Source organism: Neobacillus niacini (assembly GCF_023715785.1).
Lineage (GTDB): Bacteria > Bacillota > Bacilli > Bacillales > Cytobacillaceae > Neobacillus > Neobacillus niacini_E.
The window spans coordinates 76,607-94,367 of the sequence record NZ_JAMBOX010000006.1 but is presented as its reverse complement, the minus strand read 5'-3'; the positions used below and the strand labels follow the sequence as shown (position 1 = coordinate 94,367).

At 45.1% G+C, this 17,761-nt stretch carries 17 protein-coding genes; 6 read left to right on the top strand and 11 right to left on the bottom strand.

Annotation, left to right across the window (positions count from 1 at the left end):
* Positions 1–117: 117 nt before the first annotated feature.
* Together rodA and M3234_RS12885 are read right to left on the bottom strand one after the other, a co-directional pair.
* Positions 118–1,290 (bottom strand): rod shape-determining protein RodA, encoded by a 1,173-nt coding sequence (gene rodA / locus M3234_RS12890; RefSeq protein ID WP_262305103.1) that lies wholly within the window; start codon positions 1,288–1,290, stop codon positions 118–120.
* Positions 1,291–1,425: 135 nt separating this feature from the next.
* Entirely contained in the window at positions 1,426–2,184 is a 759-nt protein-coding gene (locus tag M3234_RS12885) for a DUF4931 domain-containing protein (protein ID WP_262305102.1), read from the bottom strand.
* Between the two features lie 199 nt (positions 2,185–2,383).
* Here M3234_RS12885 and M3234_RS12880 point away from each other — a divergent pair, with 199 nt between their 5' ends.
* Positions 2,384–3,166, top strand: coding sequence for an undecaprenyl-diphosphate phosphatase (locus M3234_RS12880; RefSeq protein WP_262305101.1), 783 nt, complete (start codon positions 2,384–2,386; stop codon positions 3,164–3,166).
* 126 nt (positions 3,167–3,292) lie between these two features.
* Here the strand turns inward: M3234_RS12880 and M3234_RS12875 are convergent, their stop codons facing one another.
* Entirely contained in the window at positions 3,293–3,955 is a 663-nt protein-coding gene (locus M3234_RS12875; RefSeq protein WP_262305100.1) for an FMN-dependent NADH-azoreductase, read from the bottom strand.
* Between the two features lie 264 nt (positions 3,956–4,219).
* On the opposite strand from M3234_RS12875, the gene M3234_RS12870 reads away from it, so the two are divergent.
* The 5 genes from M3234_RS12870 (at position 4,220) to M3234_RS12850 (ending at position 8,409) form a co-directional block, all read left to right on the top strand.
* A complete protein-coding gene (locus M3234_RS12870; RefSeq protein ID WP_262305099.1) occupies positions 4,220–5,164 on the top strand; it encodes a helix-turn-helix transcriptional regulator in 945 nt (314 codons plus the stop codon).
* A complete protein-coding gene (locus M3234_RS12865; protein WP_262305098.1) occupies positions 5,161–6,030 on the top strand; it encodes an ABC transporter substrate-binding protein in 870 nt (289 codons plus the stop codon). The genes M3234_RS12870 and M3234_RS12865 overlap by 4 nt, the downstream gene beginning before the upstream one ends.
* Before the next feature lie 71 nt (positions 6,031–6,101).
* Positions 6,102–6,800 (top strand): ABC transporter permease, encoded by a 699-nt coding sequence (locus M3234_RS12860; RefSeq protein ID WP_066314349.1) that lies wholly within the window; start codon positions 6,102–6,104, stop codon positions 6,798–6,800.
* The gene (locus tag M3234_RS12855; protein ID WP_262305097.1) at positions 6,797–7,543 is read left to right on the top strand and encodes an ABC transporter ATP-binding protein; all 747 of its coding nucleotides are present in this window, start codon (positions 6,797–6,799) and stop codon (positions 7,541–7,543) included. The genes M3234_RS12860 and M3234_RS12855 overlap by 4 nt, the downstream gene beginning before the upstream one ends.
* Before the next feature lie 104 nt (positions 7,544–7,647).
* Positions 7,648–8,409: a (S)-benzoin forming benzil reductase gene (locus tag M3234_RS12850; protein WP_262305096.1), complete on the top strand. Its 762-nt coding sequence runs from the start codon at positions 7,648–7,650 to the stop codon at positions 8,407–8,409.
* Between the two features lie 222 nt (positions 8,410–8,631).
* Here the strand turns inward: M3234_RS12850 and M3234_RS12845 are convergent, their stop codons facing one another.
* From M3234_RS12845 to M3234_RS12810, 8 genes are all read right to left on the bottom strand, one after another.
* Positions 8,632–10,005, bottom strand: a complete 1,374-nt coding sequence (locus M3234_RS12845; RefSeq protein WP_262305095.1) for a HAMP domain-containing sensor histidine kinase — start codon at positions 10,003–10,005, stop codon at positions 8,632–8,634.
* Complete coding sequence (locus M3234_RS12840) at positions 9,983–10,693, bottom strand: response regulator transcription factor (protein ID WP_262305094.1); 711 nt, start codon at positions 10,691–10,693, stop codon at positions 9,983–9,985. Before M3234_RS12840 ends, M3234_RS12845 begins: the two co-directional genes overlap by 23 nt.
* Before the next feature lie 586 nt (positions 10,694–11,279).
* Positions 11,280–12,797: a flotillin family protein gene (locus M3234_RS12835; protein WP_262305093.1), complete on the bottom strand. Its 1,518-nt coding sequence runs from the start codon at positions 12,795–12,797 to the stop codon at positions 11,280–11,282.
* Between the two features lie 66 nt (positions 12,798–12,863).
* Positions 12,864–13,400 carry an NfeD family protein gene (locus tag M3234_RS12830; protein ID WP_262305092.1) on the bottom strand — a complete coding sequence of 179 codons (537 nt, stop codon included), beginning with the start codon at positions 13,398–13,400 and terminating at the stop codon, positions 12,864–12,866.
* Between the two features lie 334 nt (positions 13,401–13,734).
* The gene (locus M3234_RS12825; protein WP_262305091.1) at positions 13,735–14,469 is read right to left on the bottom strand and encodes an amino acid ABC transporter ATP-binding protein; all 735 of its coding nucleotides are present in this window, start codon (positions 14,467–14,469) and stop codon (positions 13,735–13,737) included.
* 167 nt (positions 14,470–14,636) lie between these two features.
* Positions 14,637–15,332: an amino acid ABC transporter permease gene (locus M3234_RS12820; RefSeq protein ID WP_262305090.1), complete on the bottom strand. Its 696-nt coding sequence runs from the start codon at positions 15,330–15,332 to the stop codon at positions 14,637–14,639.
* The gene (locus tag M3234_RS12815; protein ID WP_262305089.1) at positions 15,319–16,152 is read right to left on the bottom strand and encodes an amino acid ABC transporter substrate-binding protein; all 834 of its coding nucleotides are present in this window, start codon (positions 16,150–16,152) and stop codon (positions 15,319–15,321) included. Before M3234_RS12815 ends, M3234_RS12820 begins: the two co-directional genes overlap by 14 nt.
* A 143-nt stretch (positions 16,153–16,295) precedes the next feature.
* Positions 16,296–17,720, bottom strand: a complete 1,425-nt coding sequence (locus M3234_RS12810; protein ID WP_262305088.1) for an amino acid permease — start codon at positions 17,718–17,720, stop codon at positions 16,296–16,298.
* Between the last annotated feature and the right edge of the window lie 41 nt (positions 17,721–17,761).

The following is a 17,761-nucleotide window of genomic DNA, read 5'->3' as shown; positions in this document are numbered from 1 at the left end:
TATTCGCCGAGCTTGGTTCATTATTCGCCAAACTTTTGGAGGTATTCGCCGAATTGCATGTAGTATTCGCCAAACGCCAAATCCCACAAAAAAAAGAGCAGCCCGCAGGCCGCCCTTTTACGCAGAAGTTGAAAACATATACTTTTTATAATGATACCTGATTGAAAATATGAGCCCTATCCCCATCATATTCCCCAATAGCGCACTTCCCCCGTAGCTGATAAACGGCAGCGGGATACCAGTGATTGGCAGCACGCCGATGGTCATGCCAATGTTCTGGAACACGTGGAAGGTAATCATGCTGATGACCCCGACGCAGATATACGTGTAGAAATGGTTCTTTGTTTCCATACCCACTTTGGTAATATGGTAAATTAGCAGGAAGAACAAACTGATTAACACGCTTGCCCCTACAAAACCGAATTCCTCACCAACGACACTGAAGATAAAGTCAGTGTGGCTCTCTGGCAAATACACTTCGCGATTGCCATAGCCCTTTCCGCCGGTTTGACCGGACCCGATTGCCAGCAGCGATTTCGTCAGTTGGTACCCGGCCGAGCTTTGGAAGTTGTACGGGTCGAGCCACGAATAAATCCGCCCGAATTGGTACTGCTTTACCCCAAGGTATTTTTCCAAAATTTCCGGTTTCAACAATACAAAATAGAAAATGACCGAAATCATCGCGATTCCTGCGGTAAAAATCGGCACTAGCAGCTTCCAGGAGATGCCGGCAATGAAGATCATCCCAATTAATATCGCCAGGAATACGAGCGACGTTCCCAAGTCCGGCTGCTTCATCACCAACATCAATGGAAGCAGCGTAACCAGACCGAGCTTAACCAACAGCCACAAATCAGACTGGATTGTTTTTTCCTGATTTTTCAGATGGTGGTCGTCAATCACTCTAGCTAATGCTAAAATGATAAATATTTTTACAAATTCCGATGGCTGCAAGGAGCCAAAACCCGGAACCTTGTACCAACTTTTCGCCCCGTTGATTACTGGGGCTATGCTTGTCGGTGCCACGATTAAAAAGCCCAGCAGAAAGATGCCAAACCCGTAGGCATACCAGGTAAGCTTCCGCAACTGGTCGGAATCTAATGTCATGACGGCCGCGATTATGCCGCCTCCGGCCACATACCAAACAATCTGCTTAATCAAAAAGTTCTCTTTATATTGTCCTGTTGCCTGTGCGCTGTAAATCGACACACAGCTCGCCAAAAACAGCAGCATTACTATTAAAACCAAGCTGTAATCCAGCTTAGACGTTGTGTTTTTCGTTGAAGTCATGTTGAAGTCCCCACCTTAGATGAACTTGTCCATTTCTACATTATATTTTTATTGAGATGAAATCACAACTTCTAAACTGGGGATGGGTTTATTTACTATAAATGGCCGGCTTCCACTTGAGAAGCCAGCCATTTTTTAAAAGTAAATCTCTTTAACTCGTTCCGCCATCCAGCCAAGATTGTTTGGCACCTGCGGCAGTCCGTAACCAATGTACAGCGGTGTTGTGATAAACCGCGGGACGACTTTGGCATAAATTTTTCCATCAAGATGATAGAAAAAGATATTATAGCTTGTCGCCCTAAACGGAAAATGGTGCAGAATGTAATGGGCAGCGATTTGGAGATAATCAGCAAACTGGTCGGCAAAGCTTAAATCGGCGATTTCGACATTAAACTCATAAAACCCGACACGCGGCAGCGTCGACAGCGTAAACTGTACGCCTGTCTCCTCGGCCAGTAAGAGTCCCTCAAACATTTCATGATTGACTTTTTCATTATAATCAAGGTCATGCAGGCCAACAATCTGCATATGCGGATGGGCCAGCGTGCCCCCAGACAACGGACCATGATTTTTGAAAAAAATAACCGATTTGTAGCTGCCGGTTGCCTCTAAATCCAGCCAATGCCGCAAACCAAACCGAACCAACCTATGTAAATGGTCTTTCGGATAGGTTGACAGTTCGGCGTGGCAGTCATCCGTTTCAATCAGCACGGTTTGGTAAGCATTCTCCAAAACAGGATATTTATTTTTCAATAAGATAATCGGACCATCTACCTCAATCAGGTCGGTCAGCTCGTCACGTGCGCAAAAGGGACAGGCCTGCTCCTTGTTACGGTAGTTTTCCGGCTTTTTGACACCGATGGAAGTATTAAAGTGAAGATGTTTATTTTCCAAACCCGTATCCCCTCTCAAGTGCTTTAGTTCTATTTTATGGGAGAACGCGCCAGCTTTGCACATATTTTGATTTAGAATTTATTAACCATAATAGTTCATGCACCCTACAATTAAGAGAGTGTTTCATGAAATTGGATAAGTTGGCATATTCATGAATAGTACAGGCTTTCGTAAATTTACGAGAATGAGAGGGAACAATATGTTAACAAAACTCGAAGCTTTCATCCTTGGGATTATTCAGGGTTTGACGGAATTTTTGCCGATTTCCAGCACCGGCCACCTCTATTTGGGGCGAAATTTGTTCGGCCTGCAGGAAGCAGGGCTGTTGCTCGATACGATGCTCCACGTGGGGACGTTGCTGGCTGTGTTTGTTTTTTATAAAGATGAATTTATTAAAATGATTAAGAATCCCTTCAGTAAACTGACGTTTCTGTTAGTCATCGGGACCATTCCGGCTGTGATATTCGGTCTGGCATTTAAAGATTATATTGATGAAATTTCCAAAACCGGCGTAACGATCGGATGGGAGTTTTTAATTACGGGTCTATTCTTATGGCTAGCCGATTCCGCGAAAAATGGCCATAAGCGTATGGACGACATCAGTTATAAAGATGCTTTTATCATCGGAACGTTTCAGGCGGTGGCGATTATGCCGGCGATTTCCCGCTCCGGGATGACCATTGTCGCTGCCTTGTGGCGCAAGTTGGACCGCGAAACAGCGGCATACTTCTCCTTCCTATTATCGACACCTGCCATTGCCGGTGCGATTGTGTTACAAACAAAGGACCTGTTCAGCGGTGGCGGAGAGCAAATCTCTTTATCAGCGCTGATTGTCGGAATTGTCGCTTCCGCCGTGTTCGGCTACATCGCTGTTAAATGGATGATCAGCTTTTTGAAAAAACATTCATTGAAGCCGTTCGCGATTTATGTGTGGGCACTCGGAGTACTAGTGTTGTTCTTTCAGTTTACTGGGAAGTTCTAATTTGGCCAGTGGTGCAGGTGCGCAAATGAAAGTGGAGTTTTCCTAAATAAATGGCTAATTCCCGCAAATAAAAGTTCTATGTTTTATAAAAAACGGCCCGATTCTGTGCAATCGAGCCGTTTTTTCTTATAGAGTTACAGGTGTTTTTGCCATTTCCCGTGCGGCTGCTGCTGCTTTTTCCTTAGCGGCTGCCATGATTTCTGGGATTTGTTTCGGGAAGTGGTCCAAGCCCTCCGCATAAACGGTTTCCATCACATCAAAGCCTAGGAACTTAAGCGCTGTGCCTAAGTAACGGTCGCCCATCTCATAGTCGACCATCATGCCGGTGGAATAGATGCCGCCACGGGTTTGGATGTGGATCGCTTTGCGTCCAGTCAACAGGCCTTTTGGGCCTTCAGCCGTATTGGTAAAAGTCTTTCCGTGAAGGAACATACAATCCATGAAGGATTTCAAAATGGCCGGTGCCCCGAGGTTCCAAATCGGCGTAACAAACACATAGTAATCGGCATTGATAAAGCGATCAGCCAGGGCATGCATTTTTTCAAGCTTGCTTCGCTCTCCTTCAGACAGCTGGTCCTTGGTGTAGCCCATGAACGATAATTTTGCCCGGCCATATAATAAATCCATGTCAATTTCCGGGATATCCATGCTGTATAAATGCATATGCTCGATCTCTACATCCGGCTGCACCTTTTTAAACTCCTCTAAAAAGACTTCCCCAATTTGCGCACCTTTCGAGCGACTGATGTCTGTTTTTGGATTAGCGGTAATATATAAAAGCTTGGCCATTTGGATCCCTACCTTAAAAATTTATTAATTCCTATCATCAATACTACAACAATTTTTTAAGCTCACCATTGAACAATAAGTGAAGTTTGTGAAGATATTGTGAACTGGGTTCTATAGATAATATGTTAATGTAATAAACATTGAACAATTCGTGACATTTCCTAACAAAACTCAATTAAACCAGATAAAACTTAACAAAACATAACAAAAATCACATCCAATATGATATGATTTTTTTAAAATAATGGCATAGGAGGCGTTAATATGGAGGACAAGGCCTATACTCCCGATGAGGTCGCGCAGATTTTTCAAATTTCCAAACACACTGTATACGAGCTCATTAAAAGAGGAGAGCTCCAGGCCTTTAAAATCGGAAACAAAATGCGTATTGAACATGCAGAGCTGGAAAGATTCAAAGAGAATATGAAAGCACCAGCAAAGAAAATTCCGGCAGAACCAGGGCCAGCCGCGCACAATACCGCAGTGCCGATTCGCTTGTCTGGCAGCCACGACTTTTTAGTCGAGCATTTTGCCAAGCAGGCAACCAGTGCTTTAACCGTGCAAATTCAGCCTTCTTACATCGGAAGTCTTGAAGGGCTGATGCTCCTGTACCGGGGCCAATCCGATATTGCCGCCATGCACCTGTTGGACCCGACGTCCCATGAATATAACCTGCCGTTCATCCAGCAGCTCTTTATTTATGAACAGATTTTGGTCATGAGACTGGCGGAGCGGGAGCAAGGATTTATCGTGGCTAAAGGAAATCCAAAAGACATTCAGGATTTTTCCGATTTGACGCGAAAAAACGTGCAATTTATTAACCGCCAAAAAGGCGCAGGTACCCGCTTTTTGCTAGATTCCAAGCTTTCGGCACATGGGATTAACCCTAACAAAATCAACGGCTACGACAACGAAGAATGGAACCATCTTTCTGCAGCCTCTTACATAAGCAGAGGAATTGTCGATGTCGCATTCGGAATTCAGTCTGCCGCCAGCCAACTGGGGCTCGACTTCATTCCGGTTGCAAGGGAGAATTTTGACCTTGTATTTCGTTTCACCGATGAGAACAAACAAAGTCTCACCGAACTGATTCATTATTTACAATCTGACAGCTTTAAAAATAGCTTAACCTACTTGGAAGGCTATGATGTTTCACAGTTAGGAAAAATTATCTATCAAACTACCACGGCGGAGGAATTATCCCTATGAGAAAAAATCGTTTATTGACTATCCTGTTCGCGTTCATGCTTCTAGTTTTAGCAGCATGCGGCAATTCAGACACCAAAGATACTTCAGCAGCAAAGGAAAAGAAAGAAGCACCAAAACCAGAACCAACCGAAATGATCCTAGCGACTACTACGAGTACTCAAGACTCAGGCTTGCTTGATGTGATCCTGCCAATTTTTGAAAAAGAAAATAACGTTAAAGTAAAAACAATTGCTGTCGGAACTGGACAAGCCTTGGAAATGGGTACAAAAGGTGAAGCAGATGCGCTTCTCACCCATGCTCCTGCCTCTGAAAAAGCTGTCGTTGACGCTGGCGATGCCATCAACTACAAGCGCGTTATGTACAATGACTTTGTGTTAGTCGGACCAACTGAAAATCCTGCAGGCGTAAGTGGAAGCGATATTAAAGCAGCGTTCCAAAAAATCTCTGAATCAAAAGCAGTTTTCGTTTCTCGCGGAGATGACTCCGGTACCCACAAAAAAGAACTTGGTATCTGGACTGCTGCCAACCTTAAGCCAGAAGGCGAATGGTATGTATCAACCGGCCAAGGGATGGGACAAACGCTTCAAGTTGCTGCTGAGAAAAAAGGCTACGTGTTGACTGACCGTGCAACCTGGCTTGCGCAACAGAAGAACATGCCTGATTTGAAAATTGTTGTTGAAGGTGGCAATGATTTAATGAATATCTACCATGTTATGCAGGTTAACCCTGAAAAACACAACATGGTTAATGGAAAAGACGCTGAAAAATTTGTAGAATTCATGGTAAAACCTGAAACTCAAAAAGTAATCGAAGAATTCGGCAAGAAGGAATACGGACAATCATTATTTGTCAGCTATACAGAATAATCTTTCAAGGCCGGTGCTAGGTGCTAGTCCCGGCCTTTTCGACAACTTAGTGATGGAATGTGGAGGGCATTATGGAACTGCTAATCGATGGACTTAAGAAAGCGATAGAGATGATTTTTACCGGCGATCCCGAAGTGTTTTCGATTGCATGGCTGACTCTAAGGGTTTGTTTGATTGCTATTTTGATTAGCACCCTGATCGGCTTGCCGCTTGGCCTCCTTCTTGGTTTAACAAAATTCCGCGGGCGCCGGGTGTTGTTGCTGTTCATCAATATGGGCATGGGCCTTCCCCCTACGGTTGCAGGTCTATGGATTACGATGTTCCTCTGGCGCTCCGGTCCGCTAGGCGAGTGGAAATTGCTATATACACCAACGGCGATTGTCATGGCGCAAGTCCTAGTGTCTTTGCCAATCGTGACAAGCCTCACCTGCACCGCATTTCAGCAAATTAATGATAAAATGTTACTGCAAATCAAAGCACTTGGTCCGACCAAACTGCAAACATTAATGATACTGTTAAAACAAGCAAAAATCGCCATAATGGCTGCGATCATGGCCGGGTTTGGCCGGGTGATTGCCGAGGTTGGCGCCGCCATGATGGTCGGCGGCAACATTAAGGGTGACACGCGGATTTTAACGACTTCCATTGTCATGGAGGTCTCGAAGGGGAACTTCGACATCGCCTTGGCACTATCGTTCATTCTCTTATCAATTGCGCTATTGATTACCGCATTGCTGACATTCTTGCAGCAAAGGAGGCGTTTCTCGTGACGACACCGATACTTGAGCTGAAAAACCTCACTTATAAGGCACAAAGCCGAGAAATTTTAAATATCCCTCAGTTTGCGATTGGGGATGGCGAATTTCTTGGAATCATGGGGCCTAACGGTGCGGGAAAAAGCACTTTGCTAAAACAGCTGACTTTTTTGGACAATCCGACAAGCGGGGAAATTCTGTACCGTGGCGAGGCACTGCCCTCTGGAGGCGCACCGCTTGAGTTACGACGAAAATTCTCGATTGCCTTACAGCAATCATTACTCTTAGATGGAACCGTTTTTTACAATATTGCAATTGGATTGACGTTAAGAAAGGTTCCGAAAGCCATTATTAAGGAAAAAGTGGCTCATTGGCTTGAGCTGTTTGGCATTAGCCATTTGGCGAAAAAAAACGCCCTGTATTTATCGGGCGGCGAGGCCCAGCGCGTGAATTTGGCGCGGGCGATGATTATCGAGCCGGAAATCCTATTTCTTGATGAGCCTTTTTCTGCACTCGATTTTCCGACAAAAATTAAGCTGATGGAAGATTTCAAGGAAATCATCTCCGAAACGAAAACGACAGCTGTTTTTGTCAGTCATGACCTGATGGAAATCAACTATTTGACGAGCCGTCTGGCGATTATTGTTGGCGGCGAAATCAAGCAATCAGGGCCGACCCCTCTGGTCCTGGAGCATCCCAATTCTTCCACCCAATCCTTCCTGAACGAGTGGAAGAAGTTTTATCCGATAGCAAGATGACTTTATTGCAGCTCCTATTATGGGGGCTGCCTTTTATATTTGCTTTAAACTGGGCTGAGGCCTAAAATATGGGTAAAGATTAAATGTTGCTGGGGGAGTTTTTTGTGAAATATGCGATTATTACCGGAGCCTCAAAAGGTTTGGGAGCGGCGATTGCCAAACGGCTAATGAACGAAGAAATTTCAGTCATTTCCGTATCCCGAACAGAGAATAAGGAGCTCAGAAAGCTTGCATTGGAAAAAGGAACTGTATATAAACATTTCTCCTGTAATCTTGCTTTGGAAAAAGAGGTTCAGGAAGTATTTATGGAAATTTCTCATTTCATTTTTCAAAAGGACCCGAGTGAGATTCTTCTTTTTAACAACGCCGGTGTTGTAGACCCTATTCATACAGTAGGGAACTTGGATCAGACACCCGTCATTCGAAACGTCCAAATTAATTTAATTGCGCCAATCTTGATAACCAATATATTTTTTAACAAAGCACAACATACAGAAACAAAGGTCCAGGCAGTTAATGTGACCTCGGGTGCGGCTGTTCGCTCAATCGAGGGCTGGAGCGTTTATTGCAGCTCTAAGGCCGGGCTCAATATGTTCACGCAAACAGCGGCGCTGGAGCAGGCGGAATTGAAAACGCAGAATAAAATTATCGCGTTCAGCCCGGGGATTATGGATACCGACATGCAGGCAACCATCCGCTCATCCTCCAAGGATGCCTTTAGGGATCTGGATCAATTCAAGGGGTATAAGGAAAACAATATGCTGCTTCCGGCGGAAACGGTCGCGGATGCCCTAGTGGATTTAGTTTTGAGCGGGGATGCAGAGAGCGGGAAGGTTTATCATATCAATGATTTGTTAAACAAATAGACAGAAAAACGGCAGCCCTTGTATAGCTGCCGTTTATTATGCGGTCGTAGGGTCCAATCACATGCCATTGGCTACCCGTTTTGCGCTTCGCTCTCCATCTCGGTCGCCAATCGACCCTATTGGCTACCCATATCGCGCTTCGCTCTTCATCTCGGTCGCCAATCGGCCTTATTGGCTACTCATTCATAAGTTTACTCTCCCATCCGGTCGCCAATCACAAACCTAGTCCTCCCTCGGAAACCACAAGGTGATGCTTGTCCCTTTTCCGAGTCGGCTTTTTACCTTGATGATGCCTTTATGGGCGTCCATCAGCGCTTTTACGATCGACAAGCCGATCCCGACGCCGCCGGTTTTGCGGTCGCGCGATTTGTCGCCGCGGTAGAAGCGCTCGAAAATATGCGGGATGTCTTCCTCTTTCATGCCAGCACCTTCATCAGCGATCCTAAAACCTACAAAGCCTCCCCTGTCTGTCGCCACTGAGATGGTCACGCTTTTGCCTTCTGGTGTGTACTTTAACGCATTGTTGAGAACATTGGACAGAACTTGCATCAACCGGTCCTTGTCGGCGACAAATAATTCTTCATGTTCGGGCTCTTCAATCAAAAGCCCCACACCCTTTTCTTTAAAAATCGGCATGAACATCTCCCACAGCGCCGCCAGTACGCTTCCGGCATCCAGCTCGATTTTTTCAAGCTTCATTTGCGGGTTTTCCGCGGCAAGCAATTTTTCAAGCTCATTCACTAGCCGGACCAGGCGCATCAGTTCCTCATGGCAGGCCTGCAGGCGCGTCGAGGTTGGCTCCCAAATCCCATCCTGGAATGCCTCAATTTGGCTTCTTAATGTAGCCAGTGGTGTCCGTAATTCATGAGCAAGGTCGCCGGTAAATTGCTTCCGCAGCATTTCCTCCTTCGCCAGCGACTCCGCCAAATTATTAAATGAGATGGCCAAATGCTTGACCTCTGTCGGCAGCCCTTTCAGAGGAATCCGGATATCTAGGTTATGCTGTTGCAGTTCATTGGCGGCAAACTGCAGCTTTTGCAGCCCGGAGGTCAATTTTTTTGAAAAAAGCATACTGAAGACAATTGCCAGCACGACTGTCAAACAGACGGCCGCATAAATGTATAACTGAATCGTCTGGATAAACTTGTATTCATCATCAATCAGTCCCACGGGGTAGATCGCCACCAGCTTTCCGATGACGGTATTATTCACCCTGAGAGTGTAAGTCTTGGAATGCCACTGTTCATCATTCAGCCCGGGCTCGGTTAACCCCAGGCTGTTCAGCATGCTGCGAATGTTCGAGGAATCCATTTGGATTTGCCCGAACCGGTCGTACAACTGAAAATAAAGCTGCTCGCCCATCGCATACTCGTGGAGCATCGCAAACACCGGATCCTGCGTAAAATGTCCGTGCCTTTGATAATCCTTCTCAATTTCAGTGATAATTCGGTCAACCTTCTTATCCCTATTTCGGTCCAGGTAACTATTAAAGCTTTCCTCAAACCCCCACTGGATAAAAAAGCTGACAATCAGGATCCCGATCATCGAAATCAGGACGAGATAAAAAAGAATCTTAGACCGGAGCGTTTGCAGCATCTAGTACCCCTCCAAATTTGTAGCCCATGCCAAACACAGTCAGTATGAACTCCGGCTGTCGTGAATCGGTTTCTATTTTTTTACGAAGATTCTTGATATGGGTATCGACACTACGCTCGTAGCCCTCATAAAACATGCCCTCATCCTGAATTTTTTCGAGGAGGTCCATGCGGCTGTATACGCGGCCAGGGTTGGTCGCCATATTGGTTAACAGTTTGTACTCAATTGGGGTAAGGGTTATTAACTGCCCGTTAGCGGTAACTTCTTTCTTCTCTAAGTCGATCGAGAGTTTCCTTCCGTTAAACTCCAGTCGCTCCACTTTTTCAGGTTTCTTGATGCGTCTGAGGATAGCTTGGACCCGGACAACAACCTCCCTCGGGCTGAAAGGTTTTGTGATGTAGTCATCGGCCCCCATGACAATTCCGTTGATGCGGTCGTCCTCGGCTGATTTGGCTGTCAGCATGATAATTGGCACGTCCGACTCCTTCCGCACAAGGCGGCAAACCTCTTCCCCGGAAATGTCCGGAAGCATTAAATCTAATATAATCAAATCAGGGCTGACAGTTTTCGCTTTTTTCAACGCATCGATTCCATTATCAGCACTGTGAATTTCATAGCCTTCTCTCTCTAAATATGCCTCGAGAACTTCTACAATTCTACGTTCGTCGTCGACTATTAAAATCTTCATCGTAATCACTCCCCATACAATAAATATACCATGCCGGGTCTGTGATTTTTCTAACTTCACAAATTCACCACAAGTTCTTCATAACATCTTCAATCTTTTTCGATAGGATGAAGGTACAGAAGGTGATCACGACAGACCCCCAAGTTAGCGGGATCACCTTCCTGATGCAGTAAGCCACTTACTCATCCCAAAATACCTTTCTTTTGATATAACGGGTGTTCCGAAATGCGGGGCACTATTTTTTTGAAAAAAATTCGTCACAACAAGGTCGATTTCCCCACAAAAATTTTGTGTAGGCCCTTACTACAAAAGTTGAACCACTTACGACAAAATTTCGAACTCTCACTACAAAAACTTGGCCGCTCACGACAAAATTTCGAACTCTCACTACAAAAACTTGGCCGCTTACGACAAAATTTCGAACTCTCACTCCAAAAACTTGGCCGCTCACGACAAAATATCGGGTCCTCACTACAAAAATTTCAGCCCTCACGACAATTTTTGGAACAAAAATGGAACTCCGACCCCTTATACCTCAAAAAAATCCCTACCAAGCACTTCGCCCGGTAGGGATTTCGTACATCTATTAATCTTCCTTCTTAATTGCGTCAGTTAAATCTTCAATGCTTCGTTTTACATTTGATTTCCCGGAGTAGTTTTCAATCAATTCCTTAACGTCGATGCCGCTGGATGCCTTCAATGACTCCTGGAGGCTCGCCATCAAATTGGTGGCATAGCTGGTAATTTTGTTGGCACCGCCGCCATTTTCACCGGAACCGCCTGTGTCAACAACAGTAATCTTATCGATATTAGAAAGCGGTGCAGCGACCTGCTTCGCATATTCAGGCAACATTTTGACAACCATGTCAAGAATCGCAGCCTGACCGAATTGCTCGAACGCTTCGGCGATCTTTTCTTTGGCTTCCGCTTCGGCGAGACCCTTCATGCGGATAACTTCTGCTTCTGAAAGACCCTGGGCCTTTTGTGCTTCCGCTTTCGCAAGACCGTCGATGCGGACGCGTTCTGCTTCGGCTTTTGCCATCGCTTCAATCCGGTATTTATTGGCTTCGGCCTCGGCGATTTGCTTCGCTTTTTCCGCTTCGGCAGCCTGGATGACTGCATAACGGTCGGCGTCGGCTTTCTTCTTCACTTCGGAATCGTATTGACGCTCGCGGCGAAGGATTTCTTTTTCCTCGAGCTCGATTTGCTTTTGACGTTCAATAATCTTAACCTGCATTTCTTGTTCGGTAACATCTTGTTTCGCCTTGGCACTTTCAAGATCATAGGCCATATCGGCGCGAGCCTTGGCAATATCCTGCTCACGTCGGAATTCCGCTATTTTCAATTGATTCACTTTTTCAGCTTCAGCGATTTCAGTGGCCCGCTCTAATTCAGAACGTTTGGCATCTTTGGCTGCTTCCGCTTTTTTAATCCGGGTTTCTTTATCCGCCTCAGCTGTGGCGATATCAGCATCTCGCTTCACTTGCGCAATCCGTGGCTTACCAAGGGCATCCAGGTAGCCGTTTTTATCACGGACATCTTTTATCGTAAATGATACAATGACAAGTCCCATTTTCGCCAAGTCCTGTGATGCGACACGCTGGACTTCTTGCGAGAATTTATCACGGTTTTTATAAATTTCTTCAACAGTCATCGAACCAAGGATAGAGCGTAGGTGTCCTTCCAAAACTTCCTTCGCTTCATTTTCCCGATCATCCTTTGGCTTACCAAGAAACTGCTCGGCTGCAGTAGCGATTTCGCTAATCGAGCCGCCTATTTTAATGATAGCGACACCGTCGGCCATTACAGGAACGCCTTGCTCGGTGTAAACTTCAGGGGTGGTAACTTCCAATTTACTGGATAATAAACTTAACGGCTGGGCCTGTTGAAATACTGGCAAAATAAACGTACCGCCACCGCGGATAATTTTGATTTTATTGCCCGCTTCATCTACTTGTACGTTTTTATTCCCGAGAAAGCTTCCTGTTACAATCAGCGCTTCATCAGGTCCCGCGGTTTTGTACTTAGTTACAAAGACTCCAATCAGTGCAATTAAAATAAGTGCGACAATCCCAATAATGACCCATACAAAATTAAATTCCATCGAACAACCTCCTCTTTCTGTGGTGAATATTTTAGCCGGCAGATTTTTGGTCCACCGAGTACCTCACTATAAAAAACTTTCCAACTCCTGATTAACGGTTACCTCGAGGACGCCGTTTTTCACCTGAACCACAAGCACCTTGGTGTCGCTCTGAATCGCTTCGCCATCAAAGCTTTTCGCCGGCTTGGCAATTCTACCGCTGGCGTTCTCAATGATCACTTCGCCGTATCCGTCGACAGGAATTGGAGTGATGACCTTGCCAATCCGTCCCCTCAGGTCAGATTCTTTATAAACAAGTGATTCCTCCGCGGAAGACAACGGTACAAGTATAAATACATTTAATAACGTAACAAGAATAAATGAGATAACTGCGGAAATACCCAAAATAAGCAAATAATGAAGGCTGGTTAATCTTTCAAACAAATAACCGCTTGCAGATAAAAAGGTGATAAACGCCAAAATCAGTACCGGGTTTAAGAAGTGAAGGTCACCGGTATCAATATGCAATACATCCGCAAACAGGATATACAAAAACGTCAGGACCCCTGAAATAATCAGGGCGTACAAATAAACCGTCACGATTGGCAAGCCGAAAAGTTCCATTAGCATCATTCCTTTTCATAAATTGTATTTTGGGAAATACAAAGAAAGGTATTTCAGGGGGATTACGCTTTCAAATTAGCATGGTGGCATCGGTCCTTCCCTAGATGCTGTATGGTATGTAATACGAACAAAAACGGGAAAAGTTTCACTTTTTTTGTGGGAAAATTATGTTATTTTCCAAGCTATAAGTTTGAAAGCTTCCTATATTTAATTATACCTAATCCTTCTAACCTTCGACAGTATCTATTGTATTTTTCACAAAATAATACATGAGCAATCACATGCATGAAAAGTTTTTCCACAAAAAAATGCCCCAGCCTGAAGCTAGAGCACCTTACTGAATCATATTCAAAAACTTCCTTGTTCGTTCCTCTTTTGGGTTGGTGAAGATTTCTTCCGGCTTATTACGTTCTACAACAACGCCGCCGTCCATGAAAATGACTTCATCGGCGACATCCCGGGCAAAGCGCATTTCGTGAGTGACGACAATCATCGTCATCCCCTCTTGCGCCAAGTCTTTCATTACCTTTAGCACCTCGCCGACAAGCTCAGGGTCAAGCGCCGAGGTCGGTTCGTCGAACAGCATGACTTCCGGCTCCATCGCCAACGCGCGGGCGATGCCGACACGCTGCTGCTGACCGCCTGACAATTGCGCAGGATAATAGTCCATCTTATCGCCGAGACCCACTTTTTCTAACAGTGATGTCGCTCGTTTCCGTGCCGTTTCTTTCGACTCACCCTTGACAATTATTGGGCCCTCCATAACATTTTCGAGTGCCGTCTTATGTGGGAAGAGATTATAGTTTTGAAACACCATTCCGGTCAGACGCCGGAACGAGGCAATATTTTTTTTCGAAACAGCTTTGGAAAAGTCAAGGCTCTGACCCTCGATGGAAATGACACCGCTAGTCGGCGTTTCTAGGACATTGAGGCAACGGAGCATAGTGGTCTTGCCGGAACCGGATGGGCCGATGACCACCACTACCTTTCCTTTTTCCACCTGTAGGTCAATGCCTTTCAATACCTCAAGCTGACCAAATTGCTTGTGTAATCCTTTAATTGAAATCATTGTGATACTCCCTTTTTTATGGGATCTTTTTTGAGTCGCAAAGAAATATAGGAATTTCGCAAATAAAACAGTCAGAAGCGCAAATAAACTGTTAAAATCCGCAAATAAAATTTGGGGTCCCTCGCGAGCCGCAAATAAACTTACCTATTTCGCAAATAAAATTTATCTTACACGTACCGATCCAAGCGACGCTCCATGTATTGCTGCAAAATCGACAGGAAAAAGCAAAGCACCCAGTAAATTATCGCAGCCTCTGTATAAACGAGCAAAAATTCATAGTTACGTGCGGCAATTACTTGGGCGCGGCGGAACATTTCTGTCACTAGCACAAGCGAGGCAAGTGAAGTATCCTTTACTAAGCTAATAAATGAATTCGATAATGGCGGTACAGATACTCTTGCGGCCTGAGGCAGGATAATTCTCCGCAATGCCTGAGTGTATGTCATGCCAATGGAATATCCCGCTTCCCATTGCCCTTTCGGAATCGACAGGATGGCGGCGCGGATAATTTCCGACGCATAGGCCCCAACGCTCAGTGAAAAGCCGATTACCGCTGATATAAATGGATCAAGTGTGATTCCTAAATTCGGCAGCCCATAGAAAATAATGAATAATTGCACTAACAACGGCGTGCCGCGAATGATGGAAACGTACACGCGGGCAATTCCCTGAAACAGCTTTACATGGGAAATCCTTGCAAGCGCCGTTAACACCGCCAGAATCAAGCCAAAAACGAACGAAAGAAGCGTTAACGGGATTGTATTCATAATAGCTCCCTCCAGCATCGGCCAGAGGGAGGTTTTTGCAATCTCAATGAGTTTTTCGGCCCGTTCCGGGTCAGTAAAAATACTACTTAAGTACATCTACACCAAACCATTTCTCGGAAATTTTTGTATAAGTACCGTCATCCACCATTTCCTTTAATGCCTTATTGACAGCATCAACGAGTGTGTCACTGTTCTTTCTGAACAGGAACCCGCTGGCAGAAGCATCGGCACTTGTTGCAGCAATCTTAATCGGCGCATCCGGCTTTTGCTTCATATAATCGAGATAGGAAATTTTATCATTGATTGTCAAATCCACTCGCTTCTGGGCTAGCAGCTCAACGGACTGCTGGAAGCCTTCCACTCCGACAATATTCGCGCCATATTTTCTTGCCATATCGCCGTAATTGCTTGTCAGCGTTTGTGCGGCATTTAATCCCTTAATGTCTTCAAATGCTTTTACTTTATCGTTGTCCTTAGAAACAATCAAAACCGCCGCAGATTTAATATACGGATCTGAAAAATCGTATTTTTCCTGGCGGTCAGGACGGATTCCTACCTGGTTGGCAACCATGTCAAAGCGCTTGGCATCAAGACCGGCAAACATGCCGTCCCACTGGGTTTCTTTAAACTCTACCTTTACGCCAATCCGTTTGGCCACTTCTTCAGCCAGCTCAACGTCAAAACCGGTTAATTTACCGCTTGGATCATGGAACGTAAATGGAGCATATGTACCTTCTGTTCCGACAAGAATCTTTCCGTCATCCTTAACCTTGGCCAGTAAATCTTTGTTATCAGCCTTTTCAGCCGTCTTGTTATTCTCTTTCTTTTCATCCTTTTTCTCATCATCCTTGCCGCATGCCGCCAATACGAGCATGAAGCTTAGCAATAACGCAAATAATAGTGAAAGTTTTTTCATCGTTGAACCTCCTACATCCAATTCTCAGTTGTCTTATCGGTTTTTAATCTTATTACAATAGTTCAATTCTGTCAAAAGAAATATTTCGGTGTTATTTTTCCCTTTTTTAAAAAATAAAAACCTATCGAAAAAAAATCGATAGGCTAGGCGGATAATGCCTTCTTTTGTTTGACGATTGTACGCTTTTTCAAAATCGGGCGGCAGAACAAGATGCCGCTCGCAATTAGTAGGACTCCCAACCCAAACGTTTTGAGATCTGCAGTCCCGGCAATGATGACCCATGTCGAATAGAGAGTGGCGATCAAAGCGATGATCCCGTCGGTGATTCTGGCTTTGTTGCCAGTATATGTTTCTCCGGTTACGACAAGCTTTAACTGGTAAACCGATGAAATGAAATATGGGACCAGATATGCCAGTGTTGCAATGACAATGATAAAGTCAAAGGCGCCGGAAATCGATTTCGATATGGTTGAAAAAACAAAGATTTGCGCCAATCCGTTCGTTAACAGCAGCGAAAAGGACGGCAAGCCCTTTTTATCTTCTTTTAAAAATGCTGGCAGGAACAAGCCTTGTTTCGCCGCCTGGTATGGTACCTCCGCACTTAGCATGACCCAGCCGATGGTTGAACCGAACAAGCTGATCAATCCGACAGCCGCCAATACCTTGCCGCCAAGCTGGCCCAATACGGTTTGAATCGCATCGATTAACGGCTTATCCGACTGAATCAAGGTGTTTTGGTCAAGCATTCCCATTGCCAGGGTGCTGATGCCGATATAGATAGCCAACACGATAAATAATCCAAGAATCGTGGCGCGCTTTACATCGATTTGTTTTTTGGCACGGCCGGCAAACACCATGGCCGACTCGATCCCGATAAACGCCCATAATGTATTAACCGCTGCATTGTTAACCTGTGACATCATGCCAATGGCCTGTCCCGCTTCATTAAATCTTGCAGCGGTAAACGGCATGATATTACTTTTTTGAAAGGCAAACAAACCGACAATAATAAACAGAAAGAAACCGACCACTTTTGCGGCTGTGGCCACAAAGTTTAGTCTTCCGGCACTCTCCATGCCGCGCAAAATGATAAAGTGAATCCCCCATAAAAGCGCAGTGCAAATGATAAAGGTTAAACCGTTTCCTACTTTAACCGTGAAACTGCCGATGGTAAACCATGGCGTTGCGCTCGTTAAGATTGGAAAGAACGTCGATAAATAGCTGGCGAAAGTGGTAATGACCGCGACAATCCCAGCCAAGTTCCCGACCCAATAACCCCAAGAGGACATAAAACCTGATAATTTCGAAGCCGTAGAACCTTGTTTAAAAAGTGCACTGGCATAAATTTGCGGGCCGCCCGTCAAGTTCGGCTTGCGAATCGCCAAATTGCCGAACACCAACGCAATTGTCAACACACCAAAACCGGTAAACAGCCACGCCGAAATGACACCGGCAGGACTCGCTGCCTCCGATAACGACCTTGGAAGCATGAAAATGCCTGATCCAACCATATTTCCAACGACTAATGCCGTTAATACCCAAAAACCTAATTTATTTGATTTCCCCATGATGTTAGCCCCTCTCGATGAGCACCATTTCCTTTAGTATG

Coding starts and splice junctions, on each gene's coding strand:
- rodA (WP_262305103.1), bottom strand. CDS start 1,290: ATGACTTCAACGAAAAACACAACGTCTAAGCTGGATTACAGCTTGGTT.
- M3234_RS12880 (WP_262305101.1), top strand. CDS start 2,384: ATGTTAACAAAACTCGAAGCTTTCATCCTTGGGATTATTCAGGGTTTG.
- M3234_RS12875 (WP_262305100.1), bottom strand. CDS start 3,955: ATGGCCAAGCTTTTATATATTACCGCTAATCCAAAAACAGACATCAGT.
- M3234_RS12870 (WP_262305099.1), top strand. CDS start 4,220: ATGGAGGACAAGGCCTATACTCCCGATGAGGTCGCGCAGATTTTTCAA.
- M3234_RS12865 (WP_262305098.1), top strand. CDS start 5,161: ATGAGAAAAAATCGTTTATTGACTATCCTGTTCGCGTTCATGCTTCTA.
- M3234_RS12860 (WP_066314349.1), top strand. CDS start 6,102: ATGGAACTGCTAATCGATGGACTTAAGAAAGCGATAGAGATGATTTTT.
- M3234_RS12845 (WP_262305095.1), bottom strand. CDS start 10,005: ATGCTGCAAACGCTCCGGTCTAAGATTCTTTTTTATCTCGTCCTGATT.
- M3234_RS12840 (WP_262305094.1), bottom strand. CDS start 10,693: ATGAAGATTTTAATAGTCGACGACGAACGTAGAATTGTAGAAGTTCTC.
- M3234_RS12835 (WP_262305093.1), bottom strand. CDS start 12,797: ATGGAATTTAATTTTGTATGGGTCATTATTGGGATTGTCGCACTTATT.
- M3234_RS12830 (WP_262305092.1), bottom strand. CDS start 13,400: ATGGAACTTTTCGGCTTGCCAATCGTGACGGTTTATTTGTACGCCCTG.
- M3234_RS12825 (WP_262305091.1), bottom strand. CDS start 14,469: ATGATTTCAATTAAAGGATTACACAAGCAATTTGGTCAGCTTGAGGTA.
- M3234_RS12820 (WP_262305090.1), bottom strand. CDS start 15,332: ATGTACTTAAGTAGTATTTTTACTGACCCGGAACGGGCCGAAAAACTC.
- M3234_RS12815 (WP_262305089.1), bottom strand. CDS start 16,152: ATGAAAAAACTTTCACTATTATTTGCGTTATTGCTAAGCTTCATGCTC.
- M3234_RS12810 (WP_262305088.1), bottom strand. CDS start 17,720: ATGGGGAAATCAAATAAATTAGGTTTTTGGGTATTAACGGCATTAGTC.